Genomic DNA, 12,137 nt, shown 5'->3' with positions numbered 1-12,137 from the left:
TCCGGGCTGCCCGTTCGGTTGTCACCGTGCTGCCGGGTGCCGCTCATCGGCTCTTCGCCGCGATCGGGACGGCGGGGCGGACCGGAGCCGCGGGTGGGGCCGGCCGCGGCACCCGGGCGGCGGGCTGCCGCGCCGGGGTACGGGCGGGCTCGGCGCCCCGGGCCGGCGGGACGGACCGGCCGGCCGCTGCCGGTTTCGCGGCGGGCGCGTCGGCGGGCGCGGGCAGGCTCAGGGCCGCCTCGGAGCCGAGCCGGCGGCGCAGCGTGTTGAGCGCCCGGGAGGTCTGGCTCTTGACGGTGCCCGGGGAGATCTCCAGCAGCGCGGCGGTCTGCGCCTCGGACATGTCCTCGTAGAAGCGCAGCACCAGCACCGCCCGCTGCCGGGCCGGCAGCGCCTGGAGGTGCCGCCAGAGCGCGTCCCGGTCGAGCTGCTGCTCGATCTCGTCGACCCCGGCGCGCTCCGGCAGCACCTCGGTGGGGCGCTCGCCGTGCCAGCGGCGCCGCCACCAGCTCGTGGAGGTGTTGACCATGACGCGGCGGGCGTACGGCTCGATGGCCTCGATCCCGCCGAGCCGCTTCCAGGCCAGATAGGTCTTCGTCAGCGCGGTCTGGAGCAGATCCTCGGCGGTGGCCCAGTCACCGGCGAGCAGGTAGGCGGTGCGCAGCAGTGCGCCGGACCGGGCCGCGACGAATTCGCGGAACTCCTCCTCCAGCGGATCTCTGCTCACCACCACACTCATCTCCCCCCGTCCTGCCTGGCAGGATGCCACGGCCGGGCCGGTCGGGTCGATGGCGGAAGGTGTGCAGTTCATCCGATGTTCGGACGAAAAGTTTCAGGCTCCGTCGTCGGCCTTGGCCTCGTCGGCCTCCTTGCCCAGCCGCGCCTCGACCGCCTGCGGCTCGTACATCTCCTCGACCACACGCAGGTAGAGCTCGTTCGGGTTGGGCAGGTTCTTGATCACCCGGAGTGCCTGTTCCTGACCGGCGGACTCCAGCACGAACGTGCCGTAGTTGAGGGCACGGCCGGTCGGGCTCTGCTCGTACTTCATGTCGGTGACCCGGGTGAGCGGCATCATCGCGACCTGCCGGGTGATGATCCCGTTGACCACCATCACCCGCTTGTTGGTCAGGATGAACCGGTCGTACCACCAGTCGGCGACCTTCCACGCGACCCAGCCCATCACGGCGAACCAGAGCAGCACGGCGACCGTGGTCAACGCGCCGACGTCCCGCCCGGCGAGGAAGCCGGAGAGGTAGCCGAGCACGAACGTGGCCGCCACGCCGACGATGATCGGGGTGGTGAGGTGGATCCAGTGCCGCTTCCACTCGCCCCGGTAGCGCTCCGTGGGGAAGAGGTAACGCGCCACGAGCGAGCTGGGCTCGTCCTCCAGCGGCAGCACCCGGCGGGGTGCCATGCCGGTGGCGTCGGACCGCAGCCCGGCCAGCTCCTCCTCGGAGATCGGCTGGTCCGGGAAGCCGTCCGGATCCCGTGCCCAGGCCCGGCCGGACCGCCCCTCGCCGGTGTACGCGCTGCCGTAGCCGGCGTCGTCCGGGTCCGCGTACGGACCGGGGCCGTAACCGGCCGGGTCGTCCGGGTCGATCCGGGGGATCGGCTCGGTGTCGCGTTCCCGGCGTGCCCGGTCGGGGTCGTCCGGGTCGAAGGGTGGACCGGAGGGGCTTCCCATGGGCGGCTAGGCGACGAGGTTGGTGAAGAAGTCGCCGAAGCCCTGCGCGATGTCCATGATGCCGCCGCCGAGAGACTTGAAGACGTCGGCGGCGGAGTTGGGCCGGTACGCAACAAAGAAGATCAAGAATGCGATGCCGGCCCAGGTGAGGACCTTCTTGACCATAGCGGGCCATCCTCTCGCGCGGCGCCGGGTCCGTTTACCGCAGCGGCACCCAGAGTATCAGCATGGTGTCTTACCGTGAATATCTGCGTCCGCTCTCCGACTCGCCGTGGCGAGCCGGTCAGGCCCGCCCGTGCAGGTACGGAGACGGTGCGCCGTACACGAGTTCGGGCGGTGTCCACTCGGTGAGGTCGTGCAGCACGACTTCTTCCGCGAGGAGGTGACCCGCACTCGCCGGCCAGGCTATCGCATGGAGCCACATTCCCCGAGCCTCGCCGGCGTACGCGCTTCGATCCGTTTCGGAGCGGACGAGCCACAGTGGAGTCGGATGGCCGCCCACCCGGATCTTCGCGTGCGGCAGCCGCTCGGGATGACCAGGGCCGGGATCGGTGAGCGCCTCCTCCACCTGTGGGCCGGGGTCGGGTCCGGGCAGTCCCGCGAAGCGGGATCCGAGGCCGACGCCCGGTTCCTCGGCGACGAAGATCAGGTCGGCCGGCCCACCGTCCAGGGGGGCCGGTCCGGCGCAGGTGACGAGCGTGGCCCGTACGCCCGCCCGGTCGTCGCCCGCCCAGGCCACGCCGGTGAGCGTCCAGCCCGGCGGGAGCGGCCACGGGCACCACAGCGGCATCCGGAGCCGGCCGGTCGGGTCGGGGTCGGCGGCCATCCGCTCCACCACGCTGGCCATGATCTCGGCACTGATGTGCTCCGGCACGTGCAGCGGCACGACCGGGCCGCAGCGCACGCACCGGTGCTCGGCGTGCATCAGATCCGGCTCGCGCACCGGGCCCGCGCACTTCGGACAACTCACCGCGACAGTCACACCCTCACCGTCACCCCGGACCCTCGGGGCGTCAAGCGGGGCGGGCCGACGAGCGTGGGATTTCCGTCCGGTGGTGGACCCACGCGCGGTTCAGTCCGGCGGCGGCCCGGCGTACGACCGGATCCAGGCGTGCATGGCGATGCCGCTGGCCACGCCTGCGTTGATGGACCGGGTCGAGCCGTACTGGGCGATGGAGAACAGCGCGTCGCAGGCCGACCGGGCCACCGCCGACAGTCCCGGCCCCTCCTGGCCGAACAGGAGCACGCAGCGGCGCGGCAGCACCGCGGTCTCCATCGGCCGGGAGCCGGGCAGGTTGTCGATCCCGACCACCGGCAACCGCTCGTCGCGCGCCCAGGCGACGAACTCCTCGATCGTCGGGTGGTGCCGGACGTGCTGGTAGCGGTCGGTCACCATGGCGCCCCGCCGGTTCCACCGCCGCCGCCCGACGATGTGCACCTCGGCGGCGAGGAAGGCGTTGGCGTTGCGGACCACGGTGCCGATGTTGAAGTCGTGCTGCCAGTTCTCGATCGCCACGTGGAAGTCGTGCCGGCGCCGGTCCAGGTCGGCCACCACCGCCTCGCGCCGCCAGTAGCGGTAGCGGTCCACCACGTTGCGCCGGTCCCCGACGGTGAGCAGCTCCGGGTCGTAGCGCGGGTCGTCCGGCGGGTCACCGGGCCACGGCCCCACACCCACGTCGAGCTGGTCGTCGGTCACGGTTGCCGAGGGTACGGCCCGGCGGCGTCCCCGCTCAGCGCAGGTCGAGCGCGCCGCCCAGCCGGTCGAGGAAGCGCGTGTCGGCGGGGCTCGGCGTGGTCTGCCCGGCCCGGCACACCCGTGCGGCGACCGACTCCACCCACTGCCGGTACGCCGCCGAGTCGGCCGGATCCGCCCGGCGGCGCAGCACCCGCACCGTCGCCCGGACGGCGGCCAGCAGGTCGACCATGTCGGTCAGGCGTTCGTCCCGCTCGGTGACGCCGTCGTGGCGGGCGTAGATGGCGGCCACCACGGCGCGGACGAGATCGCTGTCGAAGGCCCGGCCGGCGGCCACCGCGTCCAGGCCGGCCAGTCCGGCGGCGACGCCGCGCGGCGGCCGGCCGGGGCCGGGTGCGGCGGCGGCGACGAGGACGCGGCCCGGCAGGTCGGTCAGCAGGTCCCACTCCGCCGCGGAGTAGGCGGCGGTGGTGAGCGGTGCGGCGCGGCGACCGGCGGAAGGCGGCTCTCCGGCTACGGAGTGGCTCATGGGCACCTCCAGCCCGAGCATAAGCCCCCGGACGAGGTCCGGGCCCCGTCCCCGCCGAACGGAGAACGAGGCCCGGTGGCCGGACGGAAACGCGAGGTCAGCGCGGCTCGGGGAAGCTGGGACGCTCCGGGTCGACGCCGTCCGGGACGGCGGCGGCCGCGTACTCCTTCTTGGGGACCATGACCTTGCGGCGGAACACGCAGACGAGCGTGCCGTCCTGGTTGTAGCCGCGGGTCTCGACCGCGACCACGCCGCGGTCGGGCTTCGAGGCCGACTCCCGCTTGTCCAGCACCGTCGTCTCGCCGTAGATGGTGTCGCCGTGGAACGTCGGCGCGACGTGCCGCAGCGACTCGATCTCCAGGTTGGCGATCGCCTTGCCGCTGACGTCCGGCACGGACATGCCCAGCAGCAGCGAGTAGATGTAGTTGCCGACCACCACGTTGCGCTTGAACTGCGAGGCGGACTCGGCGTAGTGCGCGTCCATGTGCAGCGGGTGGTGGTTCATGGTGAGCAGGCAGAAGAGGTGGTCGTCGTACTCGGTGACCGTCTTGCCCGGCCAGTGCCGGTAGACCGCGCCGACCTCGAACTCCTCGTAGTAGCGGCCGAACTGCATCCTTGTCCCCTTCACGGGCGGCGATGGAGTTCGGCACAGCATGCCTTATCGCTTGTTAAGGCGAGGGGCGGGGCGCTCGCCCGGCGGAAATGTCACACCGGGGGCCACCGAGGTCCGGACGCAATGAGCGGCGGGGCCCTCCCCGGCACCCGCCGCCCACGCTCTGATGCGAAGAATTCTGCCGTACGACCACCCGTCGCCGACAGAGACGGAGGTCACATTTATCTTTTCGTAACACTACTCAAAGTAACCGACAAGAGGTCGGTAAGCGATCTCCGCAGGCCGGATAGATGCTCGTCAAGCCCAAAGTTACCGATACGTAGCCGCAACTGAGCGTGATCTCCTTGGAAACGCTCCCATCACGTCCCGTCACGCAAGTGCGGCGTGCATTTGCGTTCCGCACGAACGGACCGAACAGATGGTGTTCGATGTGCCCAGGGTCACCGTCCGCACGCTCAGCGTTTCGTCACCCGCGCGACGGGAATTCGGACGGACTGACCCTGGTTCCACCGGACGTACGACAATCCGCGGTGATCGGAGAGAGCAAATGGCAACGGTTGAGCTGACCACGGCCAACTTTGACGAGGTGACCGGGCGCGACGGGATCGTCCTGCTCGACTTCTGGGCGGACTGGTGCGGCCCGTGCAAGCGCTTCGCCCCGGTCTACGAGCGCTCCTCGGAGAAGCACCCGGAGATCGCCTTCGGCAAGGTCGACACCGAGGCGCAGCAGGAGCTGGCGGCCAAGTTCAACATCAGCTCCATCCCGACGATCATGGCGATCCGTGACGGCGTGATCGTCTTCGCCCAGCCGGGCGCGCTGCCGGAGTCGGCGCTGGAGAACCTCATCGAGCAGGTCCAGGCGCTGGACATGGACGACGTCCGCAAGAAGCTGGCCGAGCACAACCACTGACGTTCCACACGCCGCCGGCCGGTGCCCTCCGGGGTGCCGGCCGGCGGCGTGTCCCGTACCGGCGCGGCCCGCTTGCGCTTTGTTCGAACACGTGTTCGAATTAGCTCCATGCGCTGGGACAACCTCTCCGCTCCCCCGGACGAGGGGACTCCCGATCGGGCGGCGCCGGCGGCTCCACCCCTGCCGCTGGCGCTGCCCGGCGCCGTAGCCCGCACGTTCGACACCCCGGGCTTCGCCGGCATGACCTTCTACGAGGTCCACGCCAAGTCGATCATCAACCGGGTGCCCGGCCAGTCACGCGTGCCGTTCGAGTGGACGATCAACCCCTACCGGGGCTGCTCGCACGCCTGCGTCTACTGCCTGGGCGGCGACACACCGATCCTGATGGCCGACGGCCGCACCAGGGCGATCAGCGAGCTGGAGCCCGGCGACCGGATCTACGGCACCCGGCGGAGCGGCGCCTACCGCCACTACGTCGTCACCACGGTGCTCGACAAGTGGTCCACTGTGAAGCGGGCCTACCGGATCACCCTGGCCGACGGCACCACGCTCGTCGCCAGCGGCGACCACCGGTTCCTCACCGAACGCGGCTGGAAACACGTCACCGGGACCATGCGCGGCGGCGGACGCCGCCCGCACCTGACCATCCGCAACCGCCTGCTCGGCACCGGCGGGTTCGTGGTGGCGCCGAAGCGCTCGGCCGACTACCGCCGGGGCTACCTGCACGCCCTGGTCCGCGACGACGACCCCGCCGGCCACCGGCGCGACACCCGGTTCCGGCTGGCCACCGCCGAGGCGGAGGCGCTCGACCGGGCCGAGCGCTACCTGGCCGACGCGGGCGTCACCGTCGAGCGGGCCACGACCACCCGGGTCGGCCGCCGGGCGACGACCACAGTGGTACGCACAGCCGGCCCGGCCGACGTCGTCACCGGGCTGTTCACGCCACCCGACGAGGCGACGGACGACTGGGCGCTGGGCTACCTGGCCGGCATGTTCGACGCCGTCGGCACCTGCCACCGGGGCGTGTTCCGGATCAGCGTCGCCGACGACGAGAGCCGGGCCCGCGCGGCCGGCGCGCTGGACCGGTTCGGCTTCCGGTGGGCGCTCGACGTGCCCGGCGCACCGGGTGCGGCGCGTCAGCTCCGGCTGACCGGCGGGCTGCCGGAGCGGCTGCGCTTCTTCCACCTCACCGACCCGGCCGTCACGGCCCGGCGCTCGATCGAGGGCATGGCGCTCAAGTGCGCGGCGCGACTCCAGGTGACAGCCGTCGAGGATCTCGGCCTGGAGCTTCCGCTGTGGGACATCACCACCGGCACCGGTGACTTCATCGCCAACGGCGTGGTCAGCCACAACTGCTTCGCCCGCAACACCCACACCTACCTCGACCTGGACCCGGGCGCCGACTTCGACCGCAAGGTGATCGTCAAGGTCAACGCGGGCGAGCTGGTCCGCCGCGAGCTGGCCGCCCCACGCTGGCGCGGCGCGCACGTCGCCATGGGCACCAACGTGGACTGTTACCAGCGGGCCGAGGGCCGCTACCGCCTGATGCCGCCGATCATCGAGGCGCTGCGGGACTTCGCGAACCCGTTCTCCATCCTGACCAAGGGCACGCTGCTGCTGCGCGACCTGCCCCTGCTGCGCCAGGCCGCCCAGGTGACACGGGTCGGTGTGTCGTACTCGGTGGGGTTCGTCGACGAGGCGCTCTGGCGGGCGGCCGAGCCGGGCACGCCGAGCCCGCGCCGCCGCCTCGACGCGGTCCGCTCCCTCACCGACGCCGGCTTCTCCGTCGGCGTGCTGATGGCGCCGATCCTGCCCGGCCTCAGCGACGACGAGGAGTCCATCGACGCCACGGTCGCTGCCATCGCCGCCTCCGGCGCGGCCAGCGTGACGCCGCTGCCGCTGCACCTGCGGCCCGGTGCCCGGGAGTGGTACGCCCGCTGGCTGGCCCGGGAGTTCCCCCACCTGGTGCCCCGCTACCGGCAGCTCTACCAGGCCGGCTCGTACGCGCCGCAGGCGTACCAGCGGGAGGTGACAGCGCGGGTGCGGATGGCGGCACGCCGGCACGGGTTGCACCGCGGCGAGACCGGCGACAACAGGGGGCTGCCGGAGACCCCGCCGCCCGCCCCGGCCGCCGAGCAGCTCTCCCTGCTCTAGCGACCGGGAAACCCGCACCGGCGGGGCTAGTCTCGGGGGATGCGTTCCGCTCAGCAGATCCTCGCCGACTCCGCCGTGATCGCCGTCGTGGGCGCCTCCCGCGACCCGGGCAAGGCCGCGCACCGCGTACCGCTGGAGATGCAGCGGCACGGCTGGCGGATCATCCCGGTCAACCCGACCGTGGACGAGTTGTTCGGCGAGAAGGCGTACCCGACGCTCGCCGACATCCCGCACCCGGTCGACCTGGTCGACGTGTTCCGCCCGGCCCGCGACGCGGTCGACGTGGTCCGGCAGGCGGTGGCGATCGGCGCCCCGGCGGTGTGGTTGCAGCTCGGGATCTTCTCGGACGAGGCGCGCCGGATCGCCGAGGAGGCCGGCCTCGACTACGTCGAGGACAAGTGCCTCATCGTCGAGCGGGCGGCGGCCGGCCTGACCCGTACAACCGGCGGAACGTCCGACTGACGACGCGGCGCGCGGCGCGTACCCTTCGGGCATGTCCGGTCCCGGCCCGATGGCGGCTGCCGCGGTGCCCGACCGCGACGGGCTCTGGTCCCGCAGGCTGCTTGCGCTCCTCGCCGGTACGACGGTGGCCGCGGTGAGCGGCCGGGTTCTCCTCGCGCTGGATCCGTCGCACCTCAGCGCCGTTCGCGGCATGGTGTGGCTGGTGATGCTGGGGCATCTGGCGCAGCGGTACTGGCGGCCACATCGGACCGGCCGGCTGATCTGGCGGCCCCGGCTGGCCGGGCCGCACGGCGCCGAACCGGGGCTGATGGCCCGGCGGTCGGCGGCGGGATGGCTGGGGCTGACCGCGGACGTGACAGCGGGTGTCGTGGTGGCGCTCGGCGGGTTCTCGTTCCTGACCGAGCGCTGGCCGCAGGTCGAGCCGTGGCGACCGCTGGTGCTGGCCGCGGTGGCCCTCGGCCTGGGCTGGGTCGTCTACGGCGAGGTGCGGTTCACCGGCCGGCTGGCGTTGACCGGCGGCGGGCTCCGGTACGGCGGCGACTGGTATCCGTGGTCCGGCATCCGTGGCGTGCAACGGTCCGGCGAGCGCGGCGGCGGAGTGCACCTCCGTCTGGAACCGGAACAACTGCCCCGGCCGGTGATCGGCGGGCGCGACCTGGCCGTGCCGGACGAGCGGCTGCTGGCCGCGATCGAGCAGTTCCGGACCACGCCGGAGGCACTGGCGGTGGGGTTGCCGGTGACTCCCCCGGAACCGGCCCCCGGCGTGGCGGAACGCTGAGCCCTACTGCTTGTACTGCTTGAGCAGGCCGCGCGAGATGATCGTCTTCTGGATCTCCGAGGTGCCCTCGCCGATCAGCAGGAACGGCGCCTCGCGCATCAGGCGCTCGATCTCGTACTCCTTGGAGTAGCCGTAGCCGCCGTGGATCCGGAACGCCTCCTGGACCACCTCGGCGCAGTACTCGGACGCGAGCAGCTTCGCCATGCCCGCCTCGACGTCGTTGCGCTGGCCGGCGTCCTTGAGCCGGGCCGCGTTGACCATGAGCGCGTGCGCGGCCTCGATCTTCGTACCCATCTCGGCGAGCTTGAACGCGACGGCCTGGTGCTTGGCGAGCGGCTGACCGAAGGTGTGGCGCTGCTGGGCGTACGCGACGGCCAGTTCGAACGCCCGGATCGAGATGCCGCAGGCGCGGGCCGCGACATTGACCCGGCCGACCTCGATGCCGTCCATCATCTGGTAGAAGCCGCGGCCGACCTTCTCCTCGCCGCCGAGCACGGCGGAGGCGGGCACGGTGACGCCGTCGAGCACCATCTCGGTGGTCTCGACGCCCTTGTAGCCCATCTTGTCGATCTTGCCGGGGATGGTGAGGCCGGGCGCGGTCTCGCCGAAGCCGGGCTCCTTCTCCAGCAGGAAGGTGCTCATGTTGCCGTAGACCGAGTCGGCCCCGGTGTCGGTCTTGACCAGGGTGGCCACCACCGAGGAGTACGCCCCGTTGGTGAGCCACATCTTCTGGCCGTTGAGGACGTAGTTGTCGCCGTCGCGCACGGCCTTCGACTTGATCGCCGAGACGTCCGAGCCGCACTCGGGCTCCGACATCGAGAACGCGCCGCGCACCTCGCCGGTGGCCATCCGGGGCAGCAGCCGGGCCTTCTGGTCCGCCGAGCCGTGCTGCGAGATCAGGTACGCCACGATGAAGTGGGTGTTGACGATGCCGGAGATCGACATCCAGCCCCGGGACAGCTCCTCGACGACCAGGGCGTAGGTCAGCAGGGACTCGCCCAGGCCGCCGTACTCCTCGTCGATGGTGAGGCCGAACAGCCCCATCTCGCGCATGCCGTCGAGGATGTCGCTCGGGTACTCGTCGGCGTGCTCCAGCCGCTGCGCGTGCGGGATGATCTCCTTGTCGGCGAACTCCCGGACGGTTTCCAGGATCGACCGCTGCACGTCGGTCAGTCCGGGTGTCTGGGCGAGTCGGGCCATCTCAGCCTCCGGGGTCGGCGCCTTACTCATGGGTAACTGAACGCTCGGTCAGTATCGGCCCCGGGACCGGCCGCGCCAAGGTGACCAGTCCACACAACCGCTGTGAAAAGGTTCACCGCTGCGGGTAGCGTCCGCAAGTAAGTGGGCCGTTGACCTGGGGAAGGGGCGCTTGTGACAGACGAGCAGCCACCGTCGCCGTACGAGCCGCCGTCGCACGGCCAGCCGTACGGGCAGCCGCAGTACGGCCAGCAGCACCCGCAGTACGGCCACCAACCCCCGTACGCCCCGCAGCCGCCCTACGGCCAGTACGGGCCGCCCGGCCAGGGGCCAGGACCCCGTGGCACGAACGTGCTCGCCATCCTGTCGCTCGTCTTCGCGTTCGTCTTCGCGCCCGCCGGCATCGTCTGCGGCCACCTGGCCAAGCGGCAGATCCGGCAGACCGGCGAGGACGGCGACCAGCTCGCCACCTGGGGCCTGATCCTCAGCTACATCTTCACCGCGATCGGCCTGCTGGTCTGCTGCGGCTGGATCGGGCTGGCGTTCTGGGCCAACTCCGACAACAGCACCTACTGACAGTCAGCGGAACTGCGCCTCCCGGACGCTGTTGCCGCCGTCGACCACCAGCATCTGCCCGGTGATGTACGACGCGGCCGGCGAGCAGAGGAACGCGATCGCCGCGGCCACCTCGTCCGGTGTGCCGGGACGCCCGACCGGCGTACCCAGGCCCTGCTTGATCTCGGCCATGGTGGACGCCGCGGTGTGGATGATTCCCGGCGCGACCGCGTTCACCGTCACCCCGTCGGCGATCATCTCCATCGCCAGCGCCCGGGTCAGCCCGACCACGCCGGCCTTGGCCGCCGCGTAGGCCGCCTCGGTGGGCAGCGCGTTCACCGGCCCGGCGGTGGCGGCCAGGTTGACGATCCGGCCCCAGCCCCGCTCGGCCATGCCGCCGATGAACGCGCGGCTGCACAGGAACGCGGTGGTCAGGTTGCGGTCGATCTCGCCGCGCCACTCGTCGTACGTCAGCTGCGCCACCGGCCGCAGCACCTCCGGGCTGGCCCGGCTCGCCAGGCCCGCGTTGTTCACCAGCACCTCGACGTCGCCGAGCTGCTCGGCCACCGCGTCGGCGAGCGCGCCCACCTCCGACTCGTCGGTGAGGTCGGCGACGAAACCGGTGACGCCCAGCTCGCCCGCGCGTTCGTGGATGCGCCTCGTGGTGGACACGATCGCCACGCGGGCGCCCAGGTCGGACAGCCGGCGCGCGGTCGCGTACCCGATGCCGTCCGGACTGCCCGCGCCGGTCACCAGCGCGACCCGGCCGTCCAGGCGCATGGTGGCCGGTTCCGGCAGCGGCGCCGGCCGTTCGGAGTCGGCGGCGCCGACCGGCTCGCCGCCGCGCGGGCGCCGCACCGACCCCGGCCGGCTCATGTCCCGTCGCGACCGACCCCCACGCGCGTCAAGTGCCATGCCGAGGATCCTGCCCGGTGCCGACCCCACGGGCAACGCGGTGGCCGGAAAGGGGACGTCCGTGTCGCGCACGGGGTGGCTACCCTGAGCGCGACCACGTACCTGGAGATGATCAGATGACCTATCCCCCACCGCCCGGTGGCTGGCAGGATCCCTTGGCGGCCGGGCAGCAGTCGAGCTCGCCGGCCGTGCCGAGTCAGCCGGGACCGGCCGACCCGTACGCGCAGGCCGATCCGTACGCACCGGTCGCGGACCCGTACGCGGGCGCGAAGTCGCCCTACGCCCCGCCCGGCGGCGAGCAGTACGCGGCGCCGATGCCCGGCTATCCGGGTGCCTATCCCCCGCCCGGCGCCTATCCCGGCTACGCGATGCCGGCGTCGCGGACGAACACACTCGCCATCGTGGCGCTGGTGCTGTCGCTGGTCGGCTTCACCTCGTGCATCACCGCGCCGATCGGCGCGATCATGGGCCACGTCGCCCGCAAGCAGATCCGGGAGACCGGTGAGCAGGGCGAGGGCATGGCGAAGGCCGCCATCATCGTCGGCTGGATCCTGACCGCCCTGCTGGTCGCCTTCATCATCTTCTACATCGTGATGATCGTGATCGCGGTCGGCGCCAGCAGCACCAGCAGCTACTGACGCGATCGG

At 71.8% G+C, this 12,137-nt stretch carries 15 protein-coding genes; 6 read left to right on the top strand and 9 right to left on the bottom strand.

From position 1 onward, the window contains the following. Positions 1-43: 43 nt before the first annotated feature. The 7 genes from CLT75_RS28185 to CLT75_RS28160 form a co-directional block, all read right to left on the bottom strand. On the bottom strand, positions 44-739 hold the full coding sequence (locus CLT75_RS28185; RefSeq protein ID WP_135243201.1) for a SigE family RNA polymerase sigma factor: 696 nt from the start codon (positions 737-739) through the stop codon (positions 44-46). Between the two features lie 93 nt (positions 740-832). After that, positions 833-1,684, bottom strand: a complete 852-nt coding sequence (locus tag CLT75_RS28180; RefSeq protein ID WP_135243200.1) for a PH domain-containing protein — start codon at positions 1,682-1,684, stop codon at positions 833-835. Positions 1,685-1,690: 6 nt separating this feature from the next. Then, positions 1,691-1,849, bottom strand: coding sequence for a hypothetical protein (locus CLT75_RS32825; RefSeq protein WP_013283898.1), 159 nt, complete (start codon positions 1,847-1,849; stop codon positions 1,691-1,693). Positions 1,850-1,967: 118 nt separating this feature from the next. Then, entirely contained in the window at positions 1,968-2,654 is a 687-nt protein-coding gene (locus CLT75_RS28175; RefSeq protein WP_486485371.1) for a DUF6758 family protein, read from the bottom strand. 102 nt (positions 2,655-2,756) lie between these two features. Continuing rightward, positions 2,757-3,380 (bottom strand): TrmH family RNA methyltransferase, encoded by a 624-nt coding sequence (locus CLT75_RS28170; RefSeq protein WP_135243199.1) that lies wholly within the window; start codon positions 3,378-3,380, stop codon positions 2,757-2,759. A 34-nt stretch (positions 3,381-3,414) separates the two neighbouring features. Further along, positions 3,415-3,906: a hypothetical protein gene (locus CLT75_RS28165; RefSeq protein WP_135243198.1), complete on the bottom strand. Its 492-nt coding sequence runs from the start codon at positions 3,904-3,906 to the stop codon at positions 3,415-3,417. Positions 3,907-4,003: 97 nt separating this feature from the next. Then, the gene (locus CLT75_RS28160) at positions 4,004-4,519 is read right to left on the bottom strand and encodes a MaoC family dehydratase (protein WP_013283894.1); all 516 of its coding nucleotides are present in this window, start codon (positions 4,517-4,519) and stop codon (positions 4,004-4,006) included. A gap of 547 nt (positions 4,520-5,066) precedes the next feature. Here CLT75_RS28160 and trxA point away from each other — a divergent pair. From trxA to CLT75_RS28140, 4 genes are all read left to right on the top strand, one after another. Next, on the top strand, positions 5,067-5,429 hold the full coding sequence (gene trxA / locus CLT75_RS28155) for a thioredoxin (RefSeq protein ID WP_135243197.1): 363 nt from the start codon (positions 5,067-5,069) through the stop codon (positions 5,427-5,429). Between the two features lie 108 nt (positions 5,430-5,537). Further along, positions 5,538-7,583 (top strand): intein-containing Rv2578c family radical SAM protein, encoded by a 2,046-nt coding sequence (locus tag CLT75_RS28150; protein ID WP_135243196.1) that lies wholly within the window; start codon positions 5,538-5,540, stop codon positions 7,581-7,583. Positions 7,584-7,622: 39 nt separating this feature from the next. Continuing rightward, positions 7,623-8,045, top strand: a complete 423-nt coding sequence (locus CLT75_RS28145) for a CoA-binding protein (protein ID WP_135243195.1) — start codon at positions 7,623-7,625, stop codon at positions 8,043-8,045. 31 nt (positions 8,046-8,076) lie between these two features. Then, positions 8,077-8,823 (top strand): hypothetical protein, encoded by a 747-nt coding sequence (locus tag CLT75_RS28140; RefSeq protein ID WP_135243194.1) that lies wholly within the window; start codon positions 8,077-8,079, stop codon positions 8,821-8,823. Between the two features lie 3 nt (positions 8,824-8,826). Here CLT75_RS28140 and CLT75_RS28135 read toward each other — a convergent pair whose 3' ends face one another. Beyond that, the gene (locus tag CLT75_RS28135; RefSeq protein WP_073825580.1) at positions 8,827-10,023 is read right to left on the bottom strand and encodes an acyl-CoA dehydrogenase family protein; all 1,197 of its coding nucleotides are present in this window, start codon (positions 10,021-10,023) and stop codon (positions 8,827-8,829) included. Between the two features lie 171 nt (positions 10,024-10,194). On the opposite strand from CLT75_RS28135, the gene CLT75_RS28130 reads away from it, so the two are divergent. Next, on the top strand, positions 10,195-10,596 hold the full coding sequence (locus CLT75_RS28130) for a DUF4190 domain-containing protein (RefSeq protein ID WP_135243193.1): 402 nt from the start codon (positions 10,195-10,197) through the stop codon (positions 10,594-10,596). Positions 10,597-10,599: 3 nt separating this feature from the next. Here CLT75_RS28130 and CLT75_RS28125 read toward each other — a convergent pair whose 3' ends face one another. Continuing rightward, a complete protein-coding gene (locus tag CLT75_RS28125; RefSeq protein WP_036311415.1) occupies positions 10,600-11,490 on the bottom strand; it encodes an SDR family NAD(P)-dependent oxidoreductase in 891 nt (296 codons plus the stop codon). Positions 11,491-11,606: 116 nt separating this feature from the next. On the opposite strand from CLT75_RS28125, the gene CLT75_RS28120 reads away from it, so the two are divergent. Then, positions 11,607-12,128 (top strand): DUF4190 domain-containing protein, encoded by a 522-nt coding sequence (locus tag CLT75_RS28120; RefSeq protein WP_135243192.1) that lies wholly within the window; start codon positions 11,607-11,609, stop codon positions 12,126-12,128. Positions 12,129-12,137: the final 9 nt, after the last annotated feature.

Source organism: Micromonospora sp. CNZ285, from assembly GCF_004637285.1.
The sequence above is the reverse complement of the archived record's forward strand: the minus strand, read 5'-3'. Positions and strand labels throughout refer to the sequence as shown.

Coding starts and splice junctions, on each gene's coding strand:
- CLT75_RS28125 (WP_036311415.1), bottom strand. CDS start 11,490: ATGGCACTTGACGCGCGTGGGGGTCGGTCGCGACGGGACATGAGCCGG.
- CLT75_RS28160 (WP_013283894.1), bottom strand. CDS start 4,519: ATGCAGTTCGGCCGCTACTACGAGGAGTTCGAGGTCGGCGCGGTCTAC.
- CLT75_RS28140 (WP_135243194.1), top strand. CDS start 8,077: ATGTCCGGTCCCGGCCCGATGGCGGCTGCCGCGGTGCCCGACCGCGAC.
- CLT75_RS28135 (WP_073825580.1), bottom strand. CDS start 10,023: ATGGCCCGACTCGCCCAGACACCCGGACTGACCGACGTGCAGCGGTCG.
- CLT75_RS28180 (WP_135243200.1), bottom strand. CDS start 1,684: ATGGGAAGCCCCTCCGGTCCACCCTTCGACCCGGACGACCCCGACCGG.
- CLT75_RS28150 (WP_135243196.1), top strand. CDS start 5,538: ATGCGCTGGGACAACCTCTCCGCTCCCCCGGACGAGGGGACTCCCGAT.
- CLT75_RS28120 (WP_135243192.1), top strand. CDS start 11,607: ATGACCTATCCCCCACCGCCCGGTGGCTGGCAGGATCCCTTGGCGGCC.
- CLT75_RS28185 (WP_135243201.1), bottom strand. CDS start 739: ATGAGTGTGGTGGTGAGCAGAGATCCGCTGGAGGAGGAGTTCCGCGAA.
- trxA (WP_135243197.1), top strand. CDS start 5,067: ATGGCAACGGTTGAGCTGACCACGGCCAACTTTGACGAGGTGACCGGG.
- CLT75_RS28145 (WP_135243195.1), top strand. CDS start 7,623: ATGCGTTCCGCTCAGCAGATCCTCGCCGACTCCGCCGTGATCGCCGTC.
- CLT75_RS28165 (WP_135243198.1), bottom strand. CDS start 3,906: ATGAGCCACTCCGTAGCCGGAGAGCCGCCTTCCGCCGGTCGCCGCGCC.
- CLT75_RS32825 (WP_013283898.1), bottom strand. CDS start 1,849: ATGGTCAAGAAGGTCCTCACCTGGGCCGGCATCGCATTCTTGATCTTC.